Genomic DNA, 22,182 nt, shown 5'->3' with positions numbered 1-22,182 from the left:
AGCTGCCTTGGGTGTCGAGAAATGCAAGTCGAGCAAAGCGAGTTTCCGGTTGAAGACGGGGTTCCCCTGCCTGCCCCCGCTAAAGGGGCTGTGGGTGGCCGTCGCAAGGCGTTCAGGGCGCGGCTGTCGAGCGTGACCGACTGTGCCCACCAGACCGCAAGGCTTTTCAGGGACGCGCGCTCCGGCTCAATCAAGGTCGAAGACGCCAGCCGCCTAGCCAACATTCTGTCGATCCTGTCGCGGATGATTGAGGGATCGGCCCTAGAGGCCCGTGTAGAGGCGCTTGAGAAGGGCAGGACGCTGCAATGAGCCTTCGCGGCCTGTCCAGACGCCTAGAGCGCCTAGAGCGCGGCACCGGCACCCACTGGCCGCATGTTGTGGGGGTGCGTTGGAACGAGACTGAAGACGAAGCCTTTGCCCGGATGCAGCGCCAATACGGCGACATACCTGAAGGCCACCGCTTGATAGTTGTGCCTGAAGTCCCGCGCGAACCTGAAGACATTGCCGCTGTCGATAAGCTCATTGAAGAACAGCAAGCAAAGCTTCTTGAAGAATGCCGCGATGAAGACGCCCGATCTGACGAACTCAACAACCGCCCGGCTAGGGCGAATTACAACTGAAGAAAGTCCACGCCATGTTTAACGCTCAACCGATCAAGCCGCTGAACAACAGCCCGGATGCGGCCAAGTTTTTTGCTGACATGTCCATACCGACCGGACGCAAGGTGCTGCTTGGTGATGCGTCGAAGCTGCCAGCGAAGGCGCTGAATTACGTGAACCGCGCCCATGACTCGATCAAATACGGGATTGAGAAGGTGGCGGCGCTGCATCAAGACGAAACGCGCACCGAAGTCTCAAAGCATGTCGTGGCGCAAAAGATTGCCCACGATGTTGCTCGCGAGGTTGAAAAATCTCAAGCCGGACTTCTCGCGCTTCAAGATGAGTTTTTCAACGAAGGCGTGAAGCTCATTGATGAGGCGTTCACGCTCAACGAAAAGCGCACTGCCATTCATGCCGACATACGCGGATATATCCGTGAACTCTCAACGAAAGAAGACGGTCTAGCCCGCATTCGTGAAATCGCTGGCAAAGACCTTGAAGCCGCCGCCGTCCTCTACAACACGCCGCATTATCTGCTTGGGCTGGCAGAGGACACTTACGGTTCGATTTCAGGTGACCTCATCAAGAAGCATTGCCCTGAAGGCGCGGGTTGCATCGCTCAATCCATCGACGTTGGCAAAGCCGCCGCGAAATATCCCAAAGCCATCAGTGCGGTTCACCGATCCTTTTACAACTCCGCCTTGGCCGACAAAGGCAACAGCCGGGTTGAACACTGATCCCGTGCGACTGCGTTCCCTCGCCACGGGTAACTAGCCAATCGCTCTTGTCGGTCGCCATCCTCCAAGGGTGATTGGTTGCCCCGGCTGTAATGGCCGGGGCTATTTTTCTTCGAATGATTCAGGTTCACCGATTTCAACTTCGGGCTTAAGCGGCAGGCCAGCCAATCTTTTTATTTCTGCATCCAAAACATGCAACTCACTTGACCTTATAGCGTTGCCGAGATGCATCATGCTGCCAACAGAGAAGCGAGGCGCTTTCGAAAGTATGACGCTCCCTTCATTTGTAATTAGTGGGCCTGCATATAGCACGCCGATTATGTGCAGGCGCGCTGCCCCCATCAGAGTCGCGTTTTCTTTTCTACTAAAATATCCAGACTGATTGTAGAGAAAAATTGGCGAACCCGACGATCCTGGAAAGCACGCCATATCAACCATGAATTCATCTCGGCCTTCATATCGCTTGCCGACCGGTGTCGCAGTTATGCCGCGCCGGATAATGGGTAGGTTGTTATGCTTGTCGTATATCCCATTTGGGCAACCTATCATTAAAACTTCTTCAAGTGCGTCAAAATATTGCCAATCATCCTGCGCAGGAATTAGGCTAAGATCAAGAAATCTAACAAAAAGAGGCGTCCCTTTCTTCTTCGCATCTGAAAGAATTCCCGTTATAGGAACAGCACACAAATCCACGTTTGGATCAGGGTGATTAATTATTATCTCAGGTGCGATTGAAATTATACAGTTTACGAATTTACCGGAAGGTTTTTGATCTTCTGTCGAATTTTGATCTTCTGCCAAATGACAAACTGCAATTACCCTGTCCTTATTGTTTACAACGTGTTTATTTGTTACAATGGCGGGCACAAAACTACCGTTGTCCTGCCTTGCAAACCTAACAAAAAAGCCGGTGCCAGAGCCGGTAACCTTGCCTTCACAAGCCGTGGTCAACTTCACGGTTGAATGCAAAAGTTGCTCGACGATTGTTGACTGCATGACTCACCTCATCGCTTTATAGCAGTTCAATAATACGATTCTGGGTTCAGCTTAATCGGTAACACCGGCTTGAATTTGGGCCACTCAATGATGGCCGCTATGTTGGCCGCGAAGCCAACAATCGATCTAACATATTGAAATTGCTATGAAAATGGCGGAGAGGGAGGGATTCGAACCCTCGGAACGCTTGCGCGCTCAACGGTTTTCGAGACCGCCCCGTTCGACCACTCCGGCACCTCTCCGCGAAGGCGCGGAACCTAGCGACAAGCCTTGCCCCCTGCAAGCGGGTAATGTGCATGAGAAGCGGCAACGCCCGGACGCCCCTGCACGCCCGCCCCAAAGGGCCTTCCAGCCGTGCATATACAGGCCCGGCAGCGCCCTCGCGCGATTGACTCGCGCGCGCTCATGGGTATAAGTCCGCGCCTCTGATGCCCGCCTCAGGCCTTGAGTGCGGGCACTTCGTTGTGACAACGCCATCTTGCAAAGAAGCTGGCGAAGAAAAAGGGCAAGGCTTCCAAAGGGTTTGGGAGATCTGGCCGTAGAAAAGGTGATTGAGAGATGTATGCGGTAATCAAGACCGGCGGGAAGCAATACAAGGTTGCCGAAGGCGACCGCCTCGCCGTTGAAAAAATCGAAGGCGAAGCCGGCGACCAGATCGTGTTCGGCGAAGTGCTGATGCTGGGCGGCACGGACGGCGTGACCGTCGGCAGCCCCCTCATCGACGGCGCGCAGGTAATCGGCGAGCTGGTGGAAGTGCGCAAGGGCGAGAAAGTCATCGTCTTCAAGAAGCGCCGCCGTCAGAACTACCGCCGCACCAAGGGCCACCGCCAGTGGGAAGCCTTCGTTGCGATCTCCGAGATCGTGCTGCCGGGCGCCAAGCCGAAAACGGCTGCCAAGGCGAAAGCTGCGCCCAAGGCAAAGGCTGACGAAGCCGCCCCGAAGGCTGAAAAGCCCGCCGCGAAAGCCGCGCCGAAAGCCAAGGCCGCAGGCAATGACGATCTGACCCAGCTCAATGGCGTGGGCCCGGCCTATGCCAAGAAGCTGAATGAAGCTGGCGTGACCAGCTTTGCGCAGGTCGCTGCCTGGAAGGCGGCCGATCTGGACGCGCTGGACGCGGAAATCCCCGGCATCAAGGCGAAAGCCGAGACCGGCGACTGGGTGGAACAGGCCAAGGAACTGGCGAAGGGCTAAGCCCCCGCGCCGTTCCGATAGCAGACAGATTTTGAGGAGAGCAGACAATGGCTCACAAAAAGGCAGGCGGTTCATCCCGCAACGGACGCGACAGTGAAGGCCGGCGCCTTGGCGTCAAGAAGGCCGGCGGTCAGGCCGTGATTCCGGGCAATATCATCATTCGCCAGCGCGGCACGAAGTATTATCCCGGCGCCAATGTCGGCATGGGCAAGGATCACACCCTGTTCGCCCTTACCGAAGGCAAGGTGGAGTTCCGCCGCAAGCGCGATGACCGCATGTATGTGTCGGTCGCCCCGCTTAGCGACGCCGCCGAATAGGGGCCTTCCCACGCTTCAAGCCGGGATCGCCCTTCGCAAGAAAAGGTGATCCCGGGCAGCACTGGCTGCAAAAGCTCTGAAAGGGGAGCGGGATCATCCCGCTCCCCTTTTCGTTGTGCCGGACCCTTTCCCGGCCAGCGTCCCGGAGACGGCCATGCACGCCGATGCCGAAGAAGAACTGGACTGGACAAGGCCTCTGGAGACGGCGCGGCTGCAGCTGCGCCCCCTGACGCTCGGCGATGCGGGCTGGATTTCAGCCGGCACGACCAACCGCAAGGTCACCGACATGACCGGGCGTATCCCCTATCCCAATCCCCCGCTGGGGGCCGAACTTTACGTCCTCACCTGCCTGGCCGCAGAGGCCAACAGGGGTGACCGGGTGCGGGCGATTACGCTCAAAGGCACCGGGCAGGGCATCGGCATGATCGGCCTGCACCCGCGAAAAGACGGCGCCTTCGAGTTTGGCTACTGGCTGGCAGAACCCTTCTGGGGGCAAGGCTATGCCAGCGAAGCGGCGCAATGCCTTCTCGCTGCGGCCGACTTGGCCGGCATCGCACCTATCGTCGCCGGGCATTATGCCGATAATCCGGCTTCGGGCCGCGTTCTGGAAAAGTGCGGCTTTGTCTATACCGGCGAGGTGCCGGCTGCCTTCTCATCCGGACGCATGGGATCTGGCCCCTGCCCGCGCATGGTGCGCAAGGCAGGGTGAGAGCTGGCGCGCCTTAAGGGCGCGACCAGTTGCGCTCCATGACGGTGGCATATTCCTGGAAGGTGATGACGCCATCACCGTCGAGATCCAAGTGTTGGAGCAACGACTCAGACCGCATCAGAGGGTTGGCGTCACTGCTTGCAGGCACCGTCTCTGGCTCCATTCGCGCGAGCCGGACGAATTCAGGCGCGCAGACCCGCACATGGTCAGGTGTGTCCTCGTGGAAGGTGGCCGGATCGAGCAGTTGCTCTTCCCGCCGGGGAGTGTCTGTCTGAAATGCTGAAAACCTCTGCGCCCGCAGTTCGAGATCGGCAGATGTGATGAGGCCGTCTCCGGTGAGGTCCCAAGCATTGCTAAACGCTCTTTGTGTTGCCTCAAGCCGGTACCGGCCAAACTCCTCCGGCGTCACAACGCCATCATTGTCGGCGTCCATCAGCTGGAAGTTGCGAGTGGTGGCAACCAGTTGCTGGTCCTCCACAGCCCGCCAGCATTCGTCACTAACGCGATCCGGGTGCGCAAAGAGCATTTGGGCGGGGCCAGCATTGTAGGCCGCAAACAAACCAAACACCCGGCCCGTCCGTTCAGCCTGACGCGGGGTTCTGCTGTTCCCCGCCAACTCCCGGACCGTCCCGGATGCCCGCAGATATTCATGCAAGGTGATGCGGCCATCGGAGTTGAGGTCGTAATAGTCGAACTCGGCAATGGCATAGGGCCGGTCCGCGCCGGGCAGGCGGTCAGCGGACTGGACGGCGAAGGCGAGCGCAAGGCCCGCTGCGATAACGGAATTAGGCATGAGACGGCTCCATCTGCTGGGCGCGATCCGGCGGTGCCGGACAAAATGCGCCATGGCTTCACGAAGCACCCCGCTGGCTGGCCTCCCCTCTGCCTCGCAGGCATCCAGGAAGGCATCCTTGTCCTCGGCAGCCACCCGGAATTCAATGCTTCCGGTTTTCTTTGGCGGCCTTGGCCGGGGTGCGCGCTCGCTCATGCTGAACCCTCTTCGATACCCGTTTCACGCCCTTTCCCGTCCCCGCGAGGCCAGATTCGTGTCCCGGCGCGAACGGTAAGGTCCAGTGAAACGTCCCGGCGCCACGCACGCAAGGCGCAACCGGGTCCGGGCAAGGGCATAGTTGTGTGGGGACATGGGCCAGGCGGGCTGTAATCGCGTGCGGGAATGTATATAGAGAGCGCCGGACTACCCTCCTCCGGCCAAACCAGCCGGACTGAAAGCAAAGCGCATGAAATTTCTCGATCAGGTCAAAGTCTTTATCGCGTCTGGTTATGGCGGGCCGGGATGCGTCTCGTTCCGGCGGGAGAAATATGTCGAGTTTGGCGGTCCCGATGGCGGGGATGGCGGCAAGGGCGGCGATGTCTGGGCGGAGGCCGTGGACGGGCTCAACACGCTCATCGACTACCGCTACAAGCAGCATTTCAAGGCTCAGCGCGGCATTAATGGCGCTGGCGCGAACCGCACCGGCGCCGATGGCGAGGACATCATCCTGAAAGTGCCGGTGGGCACGCAGATCCTCGACGAGAACAACGAGGAAGTGCTCGCCGACATGACCGAAGAGGGCATGAAGGTGTTGCTGGCGCGCGGCGGACGCGGCGGCAAGGGCAATGCCCATTTCAAGACCTCGCGCCAGCAGGCGCCGCGCCATGCCCAGCCCGGCGAAGAGGGCGAGGAGCGCTGGCTGTGGCTGCGCCTGAAACTCATCGCGGACGCGGGGCTGGTGGGTTTGCCCAATGCCGGCAAGTCGACCTTCCTGTCGGCCTGCAGCCGGGCCAATCCGAAGATCGCAGCCTATCCCTTCACCACGCTGCATCCCAATCTGGGCGTCGTGGACACTGGCGAGGGCAAGCGCTTTGTGCTCGCTGATATTCCAGGCCTGATCGAGGGCGCCCACGAGGGCGCCGGTATTGGCGACCGTTTCCTTGGCCATATCGAGCGTTGCGCCACGCTGGTCCATCTGGTCGATGCGGGCGGTGAAGACCCCGTCGCGGCCTATGATGTGGTGCGCGGCGAGCTGGAAGCCTATGGCGCAGGCCTGACGGAGAAATCGGAAATTCTCGTTCTCTCCAAGATGGAGACGGTCAGCCCGGAACGTCTGGAAGAGCTGAAAGCAGAGCTTGAGAGCCGCAGCCAAGGCGAGATTGCTGTGGTGTCGGCCGTTACCGGCGAGAACATGCGCCCGCTGCTTTACCGGATCGAGGCCGCCATCGAGGGCCAACGCGCCGCCGACAAGGCCAAGGCCGAGCGTCTGGCACGCGGCGATGAGGACGATAGCTGGACACCATGAGCCAGCGGCCCGCCACACCCCGCTTTGCTGCCGGCAAGGCGGAGATGCTTGCGCCGGGCATGACCGTAGGGCTGTACGGGGGCAGTTTCGACCCGCCCCATGCCGGGCACCGCCACGTGGCGCTGACGGCGAGCAAACGGCTCGGCCTTGATGCGGTATGGTGGCTGGTCTCGCCGCACAACCCGCTCAAACACCATGCGCCCGGCGAAATTGAAGCGCGCGTTGCCGCGATCCGTGCGCTGATCCCGGAACCGGGCCATGTCGTGACCACGCTCGAGAGCCGTCTCGGCACCCGCTACACGATCGACATTATCCGTCATCTGACAAAGCGGTATCCGCAGGTCCGCTTTGTCTGGATCATGGGCGCGGACGGGCTTGGCAGTTTTCGCCGCTGGGGGCATTGGCGCGAGATTGCCGCGCGGGTGCCCGTGTGCGTGATCGCGCGCGGCGGCTCGCCACTGAAATGGCGGCTGGGCCAAGCGGCCCGTCAACTGGCACATGCGCGCGTCCAGCCGGTTGCCGCCAGAGCCCTCGTAGAACGCGGCGCGCCGGGGTGGACATATATCACCGCGCCATTACATGCTGAGGCATCCTCGATCCTGCGCCGGGAACGGTAAGCTGCGACCCGGCGTTCTCCGCTGGCATTCCTGTCTCTCACGCACCTCGCCAGCCCACTCGTCCGAAGCCGCCCCCTAGTATCCGCCATGACCGATCCCAGCCTGAAGACGGGCCAGACGCCCAGCCTGTCCTTCTATGAGGACATGCATCCGCCGGCGGCCGATTTCCGGTCCGATATTCTGGCTGGCCTGTCAAAGCCGCAAAAGGCGCTCCCCCCCAAATACTATTATGACGAGGAAGGCTCGCGCCTGTTCGATGCCATCACCGAACAGCCCGAATACTATGTCACCGGAACGGAGCTGGAATTGCTGCGCGCGATCGGCCCGGAACTGGCGGCACTGGCGGGCGAGGGCGCGGTTGTTCTGGAGCCGGGTGCGGGGTCAAGCGTGAAGATCCGCACACTGCTGGACGCGCTGGAGCGTCCGGCCGCCTTTGTCGGGATGGACATTTCAGGCGATCATGTGCGCGCGGCATGCGAAGAGCTCGCGGCGGATTATCCGGAGCTGGAGATCGGCGCACTCTGCCACGACTTTACCCAAAAACTGGATGTGGACGCCCTGCCCCTGTCAGAAAACGCCCACGCAGGGCGGCGGGTGGTGTTCTTCCCCGGATCGACTATTGGCAATTTCGAGCTGATAGACGCGCTTGGCCTTCTCAAAACCCTGCGCAGCTGGCTGCGCGAAGGCGATGCGCTCCTGATCGGCACGGACATGCGCAAAGCGTCCGAAACGCTGGAAGCGGCCTATGACGACAAGGCAGGCGTTACAGCCGCCTTCAATCTCAACCTCATCGCCCGGATCAATCGCGAGCTGGACGGAGATATAGACGCCGACGGCCTGCAGTACCGGGCGTTCTGGAACCCGTACCGCTCGCGCGTAGAGATGTATCTCATGGCCGTGCGCGACATGCATTTCACGGTTGCTGGCGAACGCTTCGTGATCCGCAAGCACGAGACCATCCACATGGAGAATTCCCACAAATTCACGCTGGACACCTTCCATGATCTGGCGGCGAAGGCCGGTCTGAAGTCGCGCAAGGCCTGGGTTTCGGGCCGTGAACCCTTTTCCATGCACTGGCTCGAACCGGCGGGCGAAGCGTGCTAGACTGACCTTTCTGGTTTTAGTCCATTCAACAGGAGCTCCGGCACTGCCCGTCGAACGCCAACGCAATGATACTGCGCCCGCCCCGGTAAGCCTCAAAGGCGGCCGGGAGCAAAGTGAAGCCCTCGAAGCCCTCGTCGTCAAAACGCTTGATGATGACAAGGCAGAGGAAATCGTATCCATCGACCTGACCGGCAAGTCGTCCGTTACCGATTTCGTGGTGATCGCGAGCGGACGGTCGAACCGCCATGTCGGCGCCCTCGCCGACCATTTGCTGCAGGCTCTCAAGGAGAGCGGGCACGCCCATGTAAAGGTCGAAGGCCTGCAGGCCGCCGACTGGGTGCTCATTGATGCCGGGGATGTGGTCGTCCACCTCTTCCGCCCGGAAGTGCGCAGCTTCTATGATCTGGAGAAGATGTGGGGCGGGGCGCCGGAAACGGCGGCCTGATCCAGCCTTGCGCATCGAGATCCGGGCCATTTCCCGCATCCGGCCGGGTTCGGAACGCAGCCTTGCCGACACCTATATCGAGCGCGCAAACCATCATGGGCGCGCCACCGGGCTTGGCCCTGTCAGCGAGCGCGAGTTCGATACACGTTCCCTGTCCGGCGCGGCAGCAGAAACCCGCGCGCTCATCGAGGGGCTGGGCTCCGGCATTGTCATCGCGCTCGATGAGCGTGGCAAGCAGATGGATTCACGCGAGTTTGCGCAGATGATCGGGCGCGAGCGCGATCAGGGCACACGGGAGATGTACTTTCTGATCGGCGGCGCAGACGGATTTGACCATAGCCTGTTGCCCGGCAATGTCAGGCTTTTGTCCTTCGGGCGCATGGTCTGGCCGCACAAGCTGGTGCGGGTCATGCTGGCCGAGCAGATTTACCGGGCCAGCGCGCTATTGTCCGGCGCGCCCTATCACCGGGACTGAAGGCTGGCACCATGAGCGCGCTTCTCCTTGCCATCGCCCTGTTGCAGACGCCGCCTGATCCGCAGGAGATCGAGGCGATGGAGGAAACCGCCCGTGAAACGCGGGCGATCAGCGAGGCACGCGAAGCTGAAGCCAACGCCCTGCGGCAGGAAATCGCGGAACTGCAGGCAAGGCTGGTGGAGGCTGGTTCGCGCGTGCAAGCGCGTGAGGCCGATGCGGGCGCGGCCGAAGCGAGGCTTTCGGAACTGGAGACCGAAGAAGGCGAGCTGCGTACACGCCTGGCCCGGGAACGCGCCAGCCTTGCCGAGGTGCTGGCTGCCCTGCAAAGGCTGGAGATGAACGCGCCGCCGGCGCTGGCCGTCAGCCCGGATGATGCCAGCGAGGCGGCGCGCGCTGCCGGACTGCTGGCCGCCATCGCGCCGGAACTTGAGCGGCGGGCCCGCGCCGTGCGCAGCGATATAGAGGCGCTGGAACGCTTACGTGAAGAGCTTTCGGGGCAGCGTGAAACGGTTGAAACCGCCCGCGAAGCACTCGCCACCGTCCGGGCACAGGTTGAGGCTCTGATCGCGGAGCGGCGTCAGGCTGAGGCCGCCTTGCGGCGCGAGGCGGGCGACCTCGCCAGCCAGGCCGCGCGGATAGCCGCCGAGGCCCGGTCCCTGCGCCAGCTCTGGGAGGAGATCACGCAGCTCGCTGACATATCGCCTCGCCTGTCACCTTTACGTGAACGGCGGGCGGCCATGATGGCCGATGTCGCGATGCTGGAAGGTGAAACCCTGCTCTCGGCGCTGCCAGTGGAAACCGTCTCTGCAGGACCCGGATTTGGCGATATGCGCGGGCGCCTGAGGCCGCCTGTGGAGGGCCGTGTGGCAAGCCCGGCCGGCACGCCCGGACCGGATGGAATCCGCCGCGAAGGCCTGTGGCTGGACGCGCGCAGCAGCGGACAGGTGTCAGCGCCATTTGACGGCGTGGTGGTTTTTGCAGGACCGTTCCAGAGCTTTGAAGCGGTGGTGATGATCAATACGAGTGACGGATACACCCTTATTCTTGGCGGAATTGGCCTGCTTTATGCTGAAGAAGGGCAAAGTGTGCTGGCAGGGGAACCGGTCGGACTCATGCCGGAGCGTGAAATTCCGCCGCCACACCTATATTATGAGGTAAGACGGGGTAACGGGACTGCCGAAAACCCCGCAAACTGGTTGAGAGACGAATACCGGGGCCGCTGACAGACAGGACACATACATGCGCTTGCACATTATCGCTTCGGCCATCGCCTTTGGTATCGGCGCTGCGGCACTGGCCGTTTCGGCGCAGGGTGATGACCGCGGCCGGGATGCCACCTTCCGGCAGCTTGAGCTGTTCGGCGACATATTGAGCCGTATCGAGTCCGACTATGTCAGCGATCCGGACCAGGTCGAGCTGATCGAAGCGGCCATTAACGGCATGCTGGGCTCGCTTGACCCTCACTCAACCTATCTCAACGCCCAGGCGTTTCAGGATATGCAGGTCAGCACGCGCGGCGAGTATGGCGGGCTCGGCATTGAAGTGACGCTGCGCGACGATTTTGTCACCGTCGTCTCCCCCATCGCGGAAACCCCCGCCGACCGGGCGGGAATCGAACCTGAAGACCGCATTATCGCCGTGGACGGCGAGTCCATGATCGGCGCCGGGATTGATGTAGCGGTGGAGCGCATGCGCGGACCGGCCGGCGAGCCTGTCACCATCACCATTGCGCGCGACGGGGTGGAACCCTTCGATGTCACCATTGTGCGCGCGATCATCGAGGTGCGCTCGGTGATCTACCGCATGGAAGCGAATAACACGCCTTACCTGCGCATCACCACGTTCAACGAACACACGACCGAGGCTGCCGTGCGCGCGCTCAATGATCTGCGCGAAGCCAATGGCGGCCCCTTGCCGGGCCTTGTGCTCGACCTGCGCTCCAATCCTGGTGGCTTGCTGGATCAGTCAGTTTCGATCTCCGACCTGTTCCTGAGCGGCGGCGAGGTGGTATCCACCCGCGGGCGCGATGCGCGCAACACCTATCGCTTCAATGCCCGGCCGGGTGATGTGTTGAACGGCGCCCCTATCGTGGTGCTGATCAATGCGGGCTCTGCCAGCGCGTCGGAGATTGTGGCAGGTGCGCTGCGCGATCGGGAACGCGGCGTGCTGATGGGCACCAACAGCTTTGGCAAAGGCTCCATGCAGACGGTGATACCGCTGCGGGGGGGGCGTGACGGGGCGCTGCGCCTGACCACGGCGCGCTATTACACACCCTCTGGCACGTCGATCCAGGCCACAGGCGTCGAACCGGATATTGCGGTGGCCTTCCGCCGCCCGCGTGAAGGCGAAATCGCGCGCTTCAGCGAAGCCAATCTGCGCAATGCGCTGACCAATGAGGCGGGCGCCGAGCGGCGCGAGCGCGAGGATATGGAGTATCCGCCAGAAGACTGGGCCGAGGACGAGGACTATCAGCTCCACCGCGCCATTGAGCAGCTTTCGAGCATGATGGAGCGGCGGGAGGCTCGCGTTCAGTCAGGCGGCGCCAACAGGTAGGGTAATCGCCGCACGGCTGTCGGCGGGTACGTTAACCTTTCCTTACCCCGGCGCATTGAATGGTCTTGTGCGTCAGTGTGCCAGTGAGCTCTGCTCTCCGGCACACCTTCACCTGTTCAGGCCAAACCGGACACCATGCCCGCCCGCCAGACATCCGACACGCCGCCCTTGCGCAATCCCCTGATTGCGGCTGCCTGCCTGTTTCTCGTGGCCGGGCTGGCTTTCGCAGCCATTGTATTCCTTGCGCCAGCACCCCAGACCAGCTCGGCGGCACGGGCCGCACTCGAAATGCCCCGCGAGGAAGAAGCGGCTATCGAGGTCGCCGAGGTGCCGCCCGCCAGCCCGCTCGTGTTCGCTGAAGGCGAGGCAGATGAAAGCCTGAGCCTTCCCGGCGTGCGCGAAACGCACGATGTTCTGGGCGGCGAGGTGGAGCCGCCTCCGGGCAGCAATGCGGCCCGCGCGCTGGCCCTCCAGCGGGCATCCAATGTTCCTTATGCCGGCCTCTTCGAGGAGGGTCCGGGCGGACCACTTCCCGTTATCGCGTCCGATGGACGCCGCCCCTCCTCGGCCTATGCACGCCCCTTCGAGGCAGAGCCGGGAGTGCCGGTCATCGCCGTGATTGTCGGCGGTCTGGGGGTGAGTGAGTCCCTCACCCAGGCGGCCATAGACACGCTGCCGCCCGAGATCACCCTGTCTTTCGTGCCTTATGCGCGTGATCTGCAGAGCTGGATGAACCGCGCACGGGCCGCCGGGCATGAGGTGATGATCGAGCTGCCCATGGAGCCGTTTGATTATCCCAATAACGACCCCGGCCCCCATACCCTGCTGGCCGATGCGGGCGAGGCGGAGAATATGCGCCGGCTGCACTGGCTGCTGTCGCGGGCATCTGGCTATTTCGCGGTCACGAACTATCTGGGTGCGCGCCTGACCGGCTCGGAAGCCGCATTGGCGCGCATATATGGCGAGGTTGAACGGCGCGGGCTCGCCATTTTCCACGACGGGGCGGGTCGTCCGGGCGCTGCCTCAGCAGCAGCCGCGCGCGCTGGTGCGCCGCTGGCGCTTGCCGATCGGGTCATTGATGGCGACCCCAGCACCCGGGCGATTGACGCCCGGCTTCTTGAGCTGGAGGCGCTGGCCATCCAGAACGGTCACTCACTGGGTTCCGGCTTTGCCTATCCTGTGACGGTCAGCGCGCTGCAAAGCTGGGCTGAAGGCCTTGAGCGGCGGGGCTATCATCTGGCCCCCGCCTCACATGTGGCCAATATCCGCGCCGGGTACACCGGCCAGGACACATGAGCGCCCTGAATGACCCGGCGGCGCTTGCCGCTTACCGGCCCAATGCCGGGATTGTCCTGTTCAACCGCGAAGGGCTGACATGGATTGGCCGCCGCTACCGCGAAGCCGGGCAGTGGGTGTGGCAATGGCCGCAAGGGGGCATGGATGCGGGCGAAGACCCGCAGGCGGCCGCCTATCGCGAGCTATATGAGGAAACCGGGATCCGCAGCGATCAGGTGGAGCTGCTAGGTACCATCGCGGACTGGCTGGCCTATGACTTCCCGCCGGAAGTCCTCGCTCTGCGCAAGAAGAACTGGAAAGGCCAGCGCCAGCGCTGGTTTGCTTTCCGCTTTCTGGGCACCGATGCCGATTTCGACCTGACGGCCGTGCCCCCGCAGGAATTTGAAGCTTTCCGCTGGGAAAAGCTGGAGCGCGTGCCGGAACTCATCATTCCGTGGAAACGCGCCGTTTATGAGGACGTGGTGCGGGCGTTTGCCCGCTTCGGCCAGCGATGATCCCGTAACGCAAAAAGGCCCCGGTCTGGAGACCGGGGCCTTTTGAAACTTCGAGCACCTCAACGCCTCTAGTGCGTCAGCTCAATGGCCGCCTGCATCGCTTCCAGCTTGGCGATCTCAGCCTCGGCCTGATCGCGTGTGATATCGTCACCGGCATCCTTGGCACGCAGGCGCGCCGCTTCCAGCTTCTGGCGGATGTCAGCGGCATCAAGCGTGGCGAGTTCTGCAGTTTCCTCGGCGAGGATGGTCAGGCCCTGAGGCGTCACCTCGGCAAAACCGCCATGGATGAAAATACGGCTGACCGAACCATCATTGTGAACCTCGATCGCGCCGGTGCGGATCGTCGCCATGAACGGCGCATGATCGGGCAGCACGCCGAAATCGCCTTCCGTGCCCGGCACCACGACCATGTCCACCGCCCCGGAAAACACACGGGCCTCGGGCGAAACGAGATCGAATTGCAGCTTGTCAGCCATTATCATCGTCCCTTGCAGCAAGAGCGCGATCGAACGCGCCGGCAGCCGCTTCAAACTTGTCCCGGCAGCCGGGATTGCAGAAGCCCATGACCGCCCCGCGATAGACAGTGAGTGAATCTGCGCTCACCGGCTTTCCGGACCATGGACAGACGTCATTGACGCAGTCCTCGATCCGCAGCGTGGGGCGGCCCTCGGCCATGTTACGCCTACGCCGCCTCGGCGGCCAGTTTCTGCGCCTTCTTCACCGCGTCCTCGATCGTACCGACCATGTAGAAGGCAGGCTCCGGCAGGTGGTCATACTCACCATCGCAGATCGCCTTGAAGCCTTTCACCGTCTCCTCGACCGGCACCTGGATGCCCGGCGAGCCGGTGAATACTTCGGCGACGTCGAAGGGCTGGCTGAGGAAGCGCTCGATCTTGCGCGCGCGGGCCACGGTCAGCTTGTCCTCTTCAGACAGCTCGTCCATGCCCAGGATCGCGATGATGTCCTGCAGAGCCTTGTAGCGCTGAAGGATTTCCTGCACGCGGCGGGCGGTGGCGTAGTGCTCTTCACCCACGATGCGCGGCTCAAGGATGCGCGAGGTGGAATCGAGCGGGTCCACGGCCGGGTAGATACCCTTTTCCGAGATGGCGCGGTTGAGCACCGTCGTCGCATCAAGGTGGGAGAAGGTCGTGGCCGGTGCCGGGTCGGTCAGGTCGTCGGCGGGCACGTAAACGGCCTGCACAGACGTGATCGAGCCTTTCTTGGTCGAGGTGATGCGCTCCTGCAGGGCGCCCATGTCGGTGGCCAGCGTCGGCTGATAGCCCACCGCCGACGGGATACGGCCCAGAAGCGCGGACACTTCGGCGCCCGCTTGCGTGAAGCGGAAGATGTTATCGACGAAGAAGAGCACGTCCTTGCCCTCTTCATCGCGGAAATATTCTGCCTGTGCGAGGCCGGAGAGCGCCACGCGGGCACGCGCACCGGGAGGCTCGTTCATCTGGCCGAACACGAGGGCGCAGCGTGAACCTTCGGTGGAGCCGTTGTTTTCCTTCGGGTCCTTGTTCACGCCGGACTCGATCATCTCCCAGTAAAGGTCGTTACCTTCGCGGGTACGCTCACCAACGCCGGCAAATACAGAGTAACCGCCGAACAGCTTGGCGATATTGTTGATCAGTTCCTGGATGAGCACAGTCTTGCCGACGCCCGCGCCGCCGAACAGGCCGATCTTGCCGCCCTTGGCGTAGGGGCAGAGCAGGTCGATGACCTTGATGCCGGTGGGCAGGATTTCCGCCTCGGTCGACTGCTCGTCGAACTCAGGCGCCGGACGGTGGATCGGCGCGCGCTGGTCAAATACCACGTCGCCTGCCTCGTCGATCGGCTCGCCCGTGACGTTCAGGATGCGGCCGAGCGTGCCCGGACCAACCGGCACGGTGATCGGCGAGCCAAGGTCAACGACCTCACCGCCGCGCTGCAGGCCTTCAGTGGCGTCCATCGCGATGGTGCGCACCACGCTCTCGCCAAGGTGCTGGGCCACTTCCAGAACCAGCTTCTGGTCGCCATTCATGGTTTCCAGGGCGTTCAGGATCGGCGGCAGGCCACCTTCAAACTTCACGTCGACGACGGCGCCCGTCACCTGTGTGATACGGCCCTTGAGATTGCTCATGATCGTCTCAGCCTCTTTTACCAATCCCCTGCCATGCGCAGGAGGTGTTCTCTAACTTGTTTGATCCGCTGCCCTAGACCGCCTCGGCCCCGGAGATGATCTCCGTAAGCTCGGTGGTGATCTTGGCCTGACGGGTACGGTTGTATTGCAGGTTCAGCTTGTTGATGAGCTCACCGGCATTGCGTGTTGCGTTATCCATCGCGGCCATCCGCGCGCCCATCTCGCCAGCGGCATTCTCCAGCAGGGCCGAGAGGATGACCGTGTCGACATAGCGCGGCAGGAGAGCGGCCAGAATGGCCTCTTCATCCGGCTCGTATTCATAGATGGCGCCCTTGAGATCAGGGGCAGGCGCATCGGGATCGATGGCTTCACGGGCCGGAATGAGCGTACGGGCCTTCGGCTTCTGGCTGATGACCGAGACAAACTCGGAACTGATCAGCTCGCACACATCAAACCCGCCCGCCTCGAAGAGCTTGCGCACTTCGTCGCCCACACGGGCCGCAAGGGCGGCCGGGCTGGCGGCGTCTTTCAGTTCCACAGCGCTGACGATCCGGTCACGGTGCAGGCGCTTGAGAGCGTCGAAGCCCTTTTTGCCGACCGTGACGATCTTCACGTCCTTGCCTTCGCCGACGAGCGTCGCGACACGTTCACGCGCCAGACGGGCAATATTGGTGTTGAAGCCGCCACAAAGGCCACGGTCAGCGCTCAGGACGAGCAGGAGCACCGTTTCGGATTTTCCCGTGCCGGTAAGCAGGCGCGGCGTTTCCGGTCCGGCCACAACGCCATTGGCGAGATTGGCCATGACCTGCGCCATTTTCTGCGCATAGGGGCGCGCTGCCTGCGCGCTGTCCTGCGCGCGGCGCAGCTTGGCTGCGGCCACCATCTGCATGGCCTTGGTGATCTTCTGCGTGGATTTCACGGAGGAAATCCGGCTGCGCAGTTCTTTCAAGCTCGCCATCGATTATGCCTCGGTCAGCCTTGCCCCTGCACCCTAGCCCGCGAACCGGGTGACGAACGCTTCAAGCGTCTTGACCAGCTCTGCTTCCGACGCATCCGACAGCTTCTGCTCTGAACGGATTGCATCGAGCAGCTTGGCCTTGTCGGCGTGCAGATGCTGGAGCAGTTCCGTCTCAAAGCGGCCGATGTCCTTCGTGGCGATCTTGTCGAGATAGCCGCGCGTACCGGCGAAGATCACGCAGACCTGCTCTTCCATGGCCAGCGGCGAGAATTGCGGCTGCTTCAAGAGCTCGGTCAGGCGCTCACCACGGGCCAGAAGGCGCTGGGTGGCAGCATCGAGATCGGAACCGAACTGGGCGAAGGCGGCCATCTCGCGATACTGGGCGAGCTCGCCCTTCATCTTGCCGGCAACCTGCTTCATGGCCTTGGTCTGCGCGGCAGAGCCCACGCGGCTGACCGACAGGCCGACGTTCACGGCAGGACGGATGCCCTGATAGAAGAGCGTCGTTTCCAGAAAGATCTGGCCGTCCGTGATCGAGATCACGTTGGTCGGGATGTAGGCCGACACGTCATTGGCCTGCGTCTCGATGATCGGCAGCGCGGTGAGCGAGCCCGAACCGTGGTTCTCGTTGAGCTTAGCAGCGCGCTCCAGGAGGCGCGAATGGAGGTAGAACACGTCGCCAGGATAGGCTTCGCGGCCCGGCGGGCGGCGCAGCAGCAGTGACATCTGACGGTAGGCGACGGCCTGCTTGGAGAGGTCATCATACACGATGAGGGCATGCATGCCGTTATCGCGGAAATACTCGCCCATGGCACAGGCGGTGAAGGGCGCGAGGAACTGCATCGGCGCCGGATCGGAGGCTGTTGCGGCGACAACGATGGAGTATTCCATCGCGCCGTTTTCTTCGAGCGTCTTCACGATCTGGGCGACAGTGGAGCGCTTCTGGCCGATGGCGACATAGACGCAGTAGAGCTTCTTGCTCTCGTCATCGCCTTCATTGATCTGCTTCTGGTTCAGGATCGTGTCGAGCGCGATCGCCGTCTTGCCGGTCTGGCGGTCGCCAATGATCAGCTCGCGCTGGCCACGGCCAACCGGGATCATGGCATCGATGGCCTTGATGCCCGTCGCCATCGGCTCATGCACGGATTTGCGCGGCAGGATGCCCGGCGCTTTCACGTCCACGCGGCGGCGCTCGGCCACGTCTTTAAGCGGACCCTTGCCGTCAATCGGCTCGCCCAGCGCGTTGACGACGCGGCCCAGAAGGCCTTTGCCGACGGGGGCGTCAACGATGGAGCCCAGACGCTTGACGGTGTCGCCTTCCTTGATGCCCCGGTCATCACCGAAGATCACGCAGCCGACATTGTCGCTTTCCAGGTTCAGGGCCATGCCCTTCACGCCGCCGGGGAATTCCACCAGCTCGCCAGCGCGCACCTCGTCGAGGCCGTAAACGCGCGCAATACCGTCACCGACGGAGAGCACCTGGCCGACGTCAGAGACGTCCGCTTCCGCACCGTAATTCTTGATCTGATCCTTCAGGATCGCAGAAATCTCAGCTGCCCGGATGTCCATGGCGGTTCTCAAGCCTCTTTCATCGCCTGTTTCACGCCGTCCAGCTTGGTCCGGAGTGAAGAATCGAACATGCGCGAACCTACCTTCACGGTAAGCCCGCCAATGAGTTCCGGCCGCACTTCGGCCCGGATCTCAACTTCCCGCCCGAGGGCGGTTTTCAGTGCCGTCGTCAGCTCCTTGAGCTGCGTGGCAGTCAACGCGTCAGCGCTGGCAATATCTGCGGTAATGGCGCCGCGATGCGCGGCGGCCAGCGCGGCGAAAGCAACCGTCATGGCCGGCAGATCACCTGCCCTGCCATTGCGGGCGACAACGCCGATGAATTTGGTGCCCAGAGGCGACAGCTTGAGCGCTTTGGCCAGAGCGCCAAGCGCCTTCACCTTGTCGTCAGCCTTGTGCATCGGGCTGGCAACCGCGCGGGCGAGCTCGCCCGATTCGGCAAAAGCCTCGGCCAGAGACGCCATGTCGGCCTCGGCCTTCGCCAGCGCCTTGGTTTCAAGGGCCAGATCGAACAGCGCGCGCGCATAGCGCTGCGCGGCTTCGTTTGAAATTGCGTTACCGGCGCTTGTCACCGTTTTTCGCCCGCTCTCTTCTCTGTGGTGAGTGCCAAATAGGGTCTGGCCGAAAGATCAGGCCCAAGCACTTGAGATATTGAGGTTTTTCAAAAGACCACCTTGGCCGTGCAAGGACAGTCCCGTTCAGTCCGGCGCCCACCTAGCACAAGGGTTTGAGGGCGGCAACCTGCCCGCGCGCAAACGGCGCAGGCGGAGCTTCAGGAAAACGCGTCCCGGCTGCTCTGACGGGTGTGCAGGACGCGCAATATCTCGATGCCTGAAGGCATCTGCCGGTACCAGACGACATGGCGGCCGGCCGGAAAGCTGAACACGCCGGACCGGATATCCTCGCGCTCACGGCCAAGGCCGGGCATGAGCACCAGCCGGTTGAAAACGTCATCGAGGCGGTCGAGATAGCGTTCGCTTTGCGCCTCTCCCCATTCCTGCGTCGTTTAACGGCCAATCTCCAGCAGGTCTTCCCCCGCTTCGGGAGAAAGACGCCACCTAGCCATTACGCTCTTCGCGCAAGCGGGACTTGATATCGGCCATGGTCCAGTCCAGCAGCTCCCCGCGTTCGGCCTGTTGCAGGCCCACATCAATCTGGGCGCGCAGGGCTTCGATATCCTCTGCTTCGGTGCGTTCAGCACGGATGCGTTCGCGCAGGGCCTCGCGGATCACCTCGCTGGCGTTCGAATAAAGGCCGCTCTCGACCTTGTCGCGGACCCATTTTTCGAGCGTTTCGGTGAGCGAAATGTGCATGCCGGCCTCCATGATCTGACAGGAATGATACACAAAATGTCAGATCATGTCGCGTTATGGCCGCTCACAAAAACGAGTACGGCTCGATATCGACGCGGGCGCGGATCGAGGAGGGCAGTTTGAAGCGCGCCATCCAGGTCGCCATGAAGGCAGATACATCCACATTGCGCTGCGCCTGCACCAGAAAGCGCCGCCGGTAGCGCCCGCGCACGACCGCCAGCGGCGGTTCGGCTGGCCCGAACAGTTTCACATCATCACTTAAAGGCGCGGCTGCAGCGGCGATTTTCGCGGTCTGAGCCAACAAGCGCTCATCGGTGCCGGACATCACCAGAGCCGCCAGCCGCCCGAAAGGGGGCAGGCCGAGCTGCTCGCGCATCATCGCTTCCAGATCGAGGAAGCTATCCCGGTCTCCCGCCAGCAGCGCCTGAATGGCTTCGTGTTCCGGTTCATGGGTCTGCAGCAAGGCCCGGCCTGGCCGGTCGGCGCGCCCCGCCCTGCCTGCCACCTGCACCAAAGTCTGATAGGTGCGCTCGCCCGCGCGCAGATCGCCGCCTTTCAGGCCCAGATCAGCATCGACCACGCCGACCAGCGTCAGTTTTGGGAAGTTATGGCCCTTGGCGGCAATCTGGGTGCCGACCAGAATATCGATCTCGCCAGCCTCCATGCGGGCGATCAGCTCGCGCACGCCATTGGGCCCGGCGGCACTGTCGGAGGAAAACACCTCCACGCGCGCCTCCGGAAAGCGCAAGGTGGCTTCTTCCGCCACGCGCTCGACACCGGGGCCGACGCTGGTCAGCGACTCAATCGCGCCGCATTCCGGGCAAGCCTTCGGTTTGGGCATGGAAAACCCGGTCGTGTGGCAGATGAGCCGCCCGGTATAGCGATGTTCCACCAGCCAGCGGTCAGTATCCGGGCTTTTCATCTTGTGCCCGCAGGCCCGGCACAGGACCAGCGGCGCATAGCCGCGCCGGTTCAGATAAAGCAGCACCTGCTCGCCGCGCCCGATAGTTTCGGCCATAGCGGCGGTCAGAGGCGGCGACAGCCAGTGGCCCGCTTCGGGCGGGTGCTCGCGCAGATCAATCGTTTCGATCTGCGGCAATACCGCAGAGCCTGCCCGCGCCGCCAGCCGGATATGGCCGTAGCGGCCCGCGCGCGCATTGACGAGGGTTTCAAGGCTGGGCGTCGCGCTGGCAAGGATCGCCACGGCGCCTTCGATCTTGGCGCGCGCGACCGCCAGATCGCGGGCGTGATAGGTCAGGCCCTCATCCTGCTTGTAGGTCGGGTCATGTTCCTCATCGACCACGATCAGGCGCAGATTGCGGTAGGGCAGGAAGATGGCCGAGCGCGCGCCTGCAATGATACGGGCGCGCCCCGCCGTGATCTCGCGCCAGGCCCGGCGGCGCTCCGTTGGCCCGATAGCCGAATGCCAGAGCGCAGGCGACACCCCGAAACGCTCTTCAAACCGCGCCGTAACGGCCTGCGTCAGAGCAATTTCCGGCAGGAGCACCAGCACTTGCGCATCGGGCTCACGGCGTAACAGCTCGGCTATGGCTTCCAGATAGACTTCCGTCTTGCCTGAGCCCGTCACGCCATCAAGAAGCGCCGCCTGAAAGCCGCCCGCGGCAACAAGGCGGCGCAGCTGGCTGGCCGCAGCCTCCTGCCCGTCATTGAGCGTGAGGCCATCGCGATAAGGGTCAGGCGCCGGAAAAGGCTGGTCGGTGTCACGCTGTTCAGCGCGCAGCGCGCCAGCATCGGCGAGCCCCTTTACCACGCCGGGCGATACACCTGCACGCCGGGCGAGTTCGGCGCCGCTGGCGGGTTCTTCAGCGGCCGCATCCAGCACGGCCTGACGCGCAGGCGTCATCCGGTCCGGCGTCTGGCCCGTGGGGTGATAAAGCGTCTCGGTGGGGGATGGCGAGAGCCCGCCCCGGCTGCGCAATGTCGCCTGCAGGACGAGGCCGGGATTTTCAGCCAGATAGCGCGCCGTCCAGTCGACAAAATCGCGCATGGCGGCGGTAAAGGGCGGCGCATCCAGACGTTCAGCCACAGGCTTCAAGGGCCGGTTGCCGCCGGTTCCGTCGCGCACTCCCCAGACGACGCCATGGCTGAGCCGTTTGCCCAGCGGCACCACGACATGATCGCCCTCAGCGACCACCATGCCTTCCGGCACGGCGTAATCGAACGCCTCCGGCAAGGGCAGGGGCAGCAGCACGGTGGCGATCTGCGGGGCAGACGGGTCGCGATTCGCGGTCATGTCCGCATCCTAGCGGGCGGGCGGGATTCGTGCAGGTGAGTTAACGCATCTGGAACCCCCCTCATGCCATGATCCTGTCCATCGACGAACGCCCCCGCCAAGAGGGGCAGACAAACAGGATGGATGGATAATGATCGGC

Annotated in this window: 25 protein-coding genes, 1 tRNA gene and 1 pseudogene; 15 read left to right on the top strand and 12 right to left on the bottom strand. The window is 62.7% G+C overall.

Annotation, left to right across the window (positions count from 1 at the left end):
* Positions 1–132 precede the first annotated feature (132 nt).
* From X907_RS01235 to X907_RS01225, 3 genes are read left to right on the top strand one after another with little or no spacing between them, the layout of a single operon-like run.
* Positions 133–309 (top strand): hypothetical protein, encoded by a 177-nt coding sequence (locus X907_RS01235; protein WP_233352456.1) that lies wholly within the window; start codon positions 133–135, stop codon positions 307–309.
* A complete protein-coding gene (locus X907_RS01230; RefSeq protein ID WP_127565249.1) occupies positions 306–620 on the top strand; it encodes a hypothetical protein in 315 nt (104 codons plus the stop codon). The genes X907_RS01235 and X907_RS01230 overlap by 4 nt, the downstream gene beginning before the upstream one ends.
* Before the next feature lie 14 nt (positions 621–634).
* Positions 635–1,336 carry a hypothetical protein gene (locus X907_RS01225; RefSeq protein WP_127565248.1) on the top strand — a complete coding sequence of 234 codons (702 nt, stop codon included), beginning with the start codon at positions 635–637 and terminating at the stop codon, positions 1,334–1,336.
* Positions 1,337–1,438: 102 nt separating this feature from the next.
* Here the strand turns inward: X907_RS01225 and X907_RS01220 are convergent, their stop codons facing one another.
* Together X907_RS01220 and X907_RS01215 are read right to left on the bottom strand one after the other, a co-directional pair.
* Positions 1,439–2,332 (bottom strand): S1 family peptidase, encoded by an 894-nt coding sequence (locus X907_RS01220; protein ID WP_127565247.1) that lies wholly within the window; start codon positions 2,330–2,332, stop codon positions 1,439–1,441.
* Positions 2,333–2,484: 152 nt separating this feature from the next.
* Positions 2,485–2,574 (bottom strand) — tRNA-Ser (locus X907_RS01215).
* 316 nt (positions 2,575–2,890) lie between these two features.
* Here X907_RS01215 and X907_RS01210 point away from each other — a divergent pair.
* The 3 genes from X907_RS01210 (at position 2,891) to X907_RS01200 (ending at position 4,549) form a co-directional block, all read left to right on the top strand.
* Positions 2,891–3,523, top strand: coding sequence for a 50S ribosomal protein L21 (locus X907_RS01210; protein WP_127565246.1), 633 nt, complete (start codon positions 2,891–2,893; stop codon positions 3,521–3,523).
* A gap of 47 nt (positions 3,524–3,570) precedes the next feature.
* Complete coding sequence (gene rpmA / locus X907_RS01205; RefSeq protein WP_127565245.1) at positions 3,571–3,840, top strand: 50S ribosomal protein L27; 270 nt, start codon at positions 3,571–3,573, stop codon at positions 3,838–3,840.
* A 154-nt stretch (positions 3,841–3,994) separates the two neighbouring features.
* Positions 3,995–4,549, top strand: a complete 555-nt coding sequence (locus X907_RS01200) for a GNAT family N-acetyltransferase (RefSeq protein WP_127565244.1) — start codon at positions 3,995–3,997, stop codon at positions 4,547–4,549.
* A gap of 13 nt (positions 4,550–4,562) precedes the next feature.
* Here the strand turns inward: X907_RS01200 and X907_RS01195 are convergent, their stop codons facing one another.
* The gene (locus tag X907_RS01195) at positions 4,563–5,537 is read right to left on the bottom strand and encodes an EF-hand domain-containing protein (protein WP_127565243.1); all 975 of its coding nucleotides are present in this window, start codon (positions 5,535–5,537) and stop codon (positions 4,563–4,565) included.
* Positions 5,538–5,787: 250 nt separating this feature from the next.
* Here X907_RS01195 and obgE point away from each other — a divergent pair, with 250 nt between their 5' ends.
* The 9 genes from obgE (at position 5,788) to X907_RS01150 (ending at position 13,830) form a co-directional block, all read left to right on the top strand.
* Complete coding sequence (gene obgE / locus X907_RS01190; protein WP_127565242.1) at positions 5,788–6,846, top strand: GTPase ObgE; 1,059 nt, start codon at positions 5,788–5,790, stop codon at positions 6,844–6,846.
* Complete coding sequence (locus X907_RS01185) at positions 6,843–7,463, top strand: nicotinate-nucleotide adenylyltransferase (RefSeq protein ID WP_127565241.1); 621 nt, start codon at positions 6,843–6,845, stop codon at positions 7,461–7,463. The genes obgE and X907_RS01185 overlap by 4 nt, the downstream gene beginning before the upstream one ends.
* 87 nt (positions 7,464–7,550) lie before the next feature.
* Positions 7,551–8,567 (top strand): L-histidine N(alpha)-methyltransferase, encoded by a 1,017-nt coding sequence (gene egtD, locus X907_RS01180; RefSeq protein ID WP_127565240.1) that lies wholly within the window; start codon positions 7,551–7,553, stop codon positions 8,565–8,567.
* Complete coding sequence (gene rsfS, locus X907_RS01175) at positions 8,518–9,012, top strand: ribosome silencing factor (protein ID WP_233352454.1); 495 nt, start codon at positions 8,518–8,520, stop codon at positions 9,010–9,012. The genes egtD and rsfS overlap by 50 nt, the downstream gene beginning before the upstream one ends.
* Positions 9,013–9,019: 7 nt before the next feature.
* Positions 9,020–9,487, top strand: a complete 468-nt coding sequence (locus X907_RS01170; protein ID WP_127565239.1) for a 23S rRNA (pseudouridine(1915)-N(3))-methyltransferase RlmH — start codon at positions 9,020–9,022, stop codon at positions 9,485–9,487.
* A gap of 11 nt (positions 9,488–9,498) precedes the next feature.
* Positions 9,499–10,710, top strand: coding sequence for a murein hydrolase activator EnvC family protein (locus tag X907_RS01165; protein ID WP_127565238.1), 1,212 nt, complete (start codon positions 9,499–9,501; stop codon positions 10,708–10,710).
* 16 nt (positions 10,711–10,726) lie between these two features.
* Positions 10,727–12,040, top strand: coding sequence for a S41 family peptidase (locus X907_RS01160; protein WP_127565237.1), 1,314 nt, complete (start codon positions 10,727–10,729; stop codon positions 12,038–12,040).
* 135 nt (positions 12,041–12,175) lie between these two features.
* Positions 12,176–13,336 (top strand): divergent polysaccharide deacetylase family protein, encoded by a 1,161-nt coding sequence (locus tag X907_RS01155; protein WP_127565236.1) that lies wholly within the window; start codon positions 12,176–12,178, stop codon positions 13,334–13,336.
* Positions 13,333–13,830 carry an RNA pyrophosphohydrolase gene (locus X907_RS01150; protein WP_127565235.1) on the top strand — a complete coding sequence of 166 codons (498 nt, stop codon included), beginning with the start codon at positions 13,333–13,335 and terminating at the stop codon, positions 13,828–13,830. Before X907_RS01155 ends, X907_RS01150 begins: the two co-directional genes overlap by 4 nt.
* A gap of 68 nt (positions 13,831–13,898) precedes the next feature.
* On the opposite strand, the gene X907_RS01145 is transcribed toward X907_RS01150, so the two are convergent.
* The 9 genes and pseudogenes from X907_RS01145 to X907_RS01105 all read right to left on the bottom strand — a co-directional run bounded on the left by X907_RS01145 (position 13,899) and on the right by X907_RS01105 (position 22,043).
* Positions 13,899–14,306, bottom strand: a complete 408-nt coding sequence (locus tag X907_RS01145; RefSeq protein WP_127565234.1) for a F0F1 ATP synthase subunit epsilon — start codon at positions 14,304–14,306, stop codon at positions 13,899–13,901.
* The gene (locus X907_RS01140; protein WP_127565233.1) at positions 14,299–14,505 is read right to left on the bottom strand and encodes an eL24 family ribosomal protein; all 207 of its coding nucleotides are present in this window, start codon (positions 14,503–14,505) and stop codon (positions 14,299–14,301) included. The genes X907_RS01145 and X907_RS01140 overlap by 8 nt, the downstream gene beginning before the upstream one ends.
* Positions 14,506–14,512: 7 nt before the next feature.
* Positions 14,513–15,952 (bottom strand): F0F1 ATP synthase subunit beta, encoded by a 1,440-nt coding sequence (atpD, locus tag X907_RS01135; RefSeq protein WP_127565232.1) that lies wholly within the window; start codon positions 15,950–15,952, stop codon positions 14,513–14,515.
* 73 nt (positions 15,953–16,025) lie between these two features.
* The gene (locus X907_RS01130; RefSeq protein WP_127565231.1) at positions 16,026–16,910 is read right to left on the bottom strand and encodes a F0F1 ATP synthase subunit gamma; all 885 of its coding nucleotides are present in this window, start codon (positions 16,908–16,910) and stop codon (positions 16,026–16,028) included.
* A gap of 33 nt (positions 16,911–16,943) precedes the next feature.
* Positions 16,944–18,479, bottom strand: a complete 1,536-nt coding sequence (atpA, locus tag X907_RS01125) for a F0F1 ATP synthase subunit alpha (RefSeq protein ID WP_127565230.1) — start codon at positions 18,477–18,479, stop codon at positions 16,944–16,946.
* Between the two features lie 8 nt (positions 18,480–18,487).
* Positions 18,488–19,048 (bottom strand): F0F1 ATP synthase subunit delta, encoded by a 561-nt coding sequence (locus X907_RS01120; RefSeq protein ID WP_170175407.1) that lies wholly within the window; start codon positions 19,046–19,048, stop codon positions 18,488–18,490.
* Between the two features lie 200 nt (positions 19,049–19,248).
* Positions 19,249–19,461, bottom strand: a pseudogene (locus X907_RS01115) (type II toxin-antitoxin system RelE/ParE family toxin); the annotation flags it as partial.
* A 73-nt stretch (positions 19,462–19,534) separates the two neighbouring features.
* A complete protein-coding gene (locus tag X907_RS01110) occupies positions 19,535–19,789 on the bottom strand; it encodes a type II toxin-antitoxin system ParD family antitoxin (protein ID WP_127565228.1) in 255 nt (84 codons plus the stop codon).
* Positions 19,790–19,853: 64 nt separating this feature from the next.
* Positions 19,854–22,043: a primosomal protein N' gene (locus X907_RS01105; RefSeq protein WP_127565227.1), complete on the bottom strand. Its 2,190-nt coding sequence runs from the start codon at positions 22,041–22,043 to the stop codon at positions 19,854–19,856.
* Positions 22,044–22,182: the final 139 nt, after the last annotated feature.

This window comes from Glycocaulis alkaliphilus, from assembly GCF_004000605.1.
Lineage (GTDB): Bacteria > Pseudomonadota > Alphaproteobacteria > Caulobacterales > Maricaulaceae > Glycocaulis > Glycocaulis alkaliphilus.
This window is presented reverse-complemented; position numbering and strand designations above follow the sequence as displayed.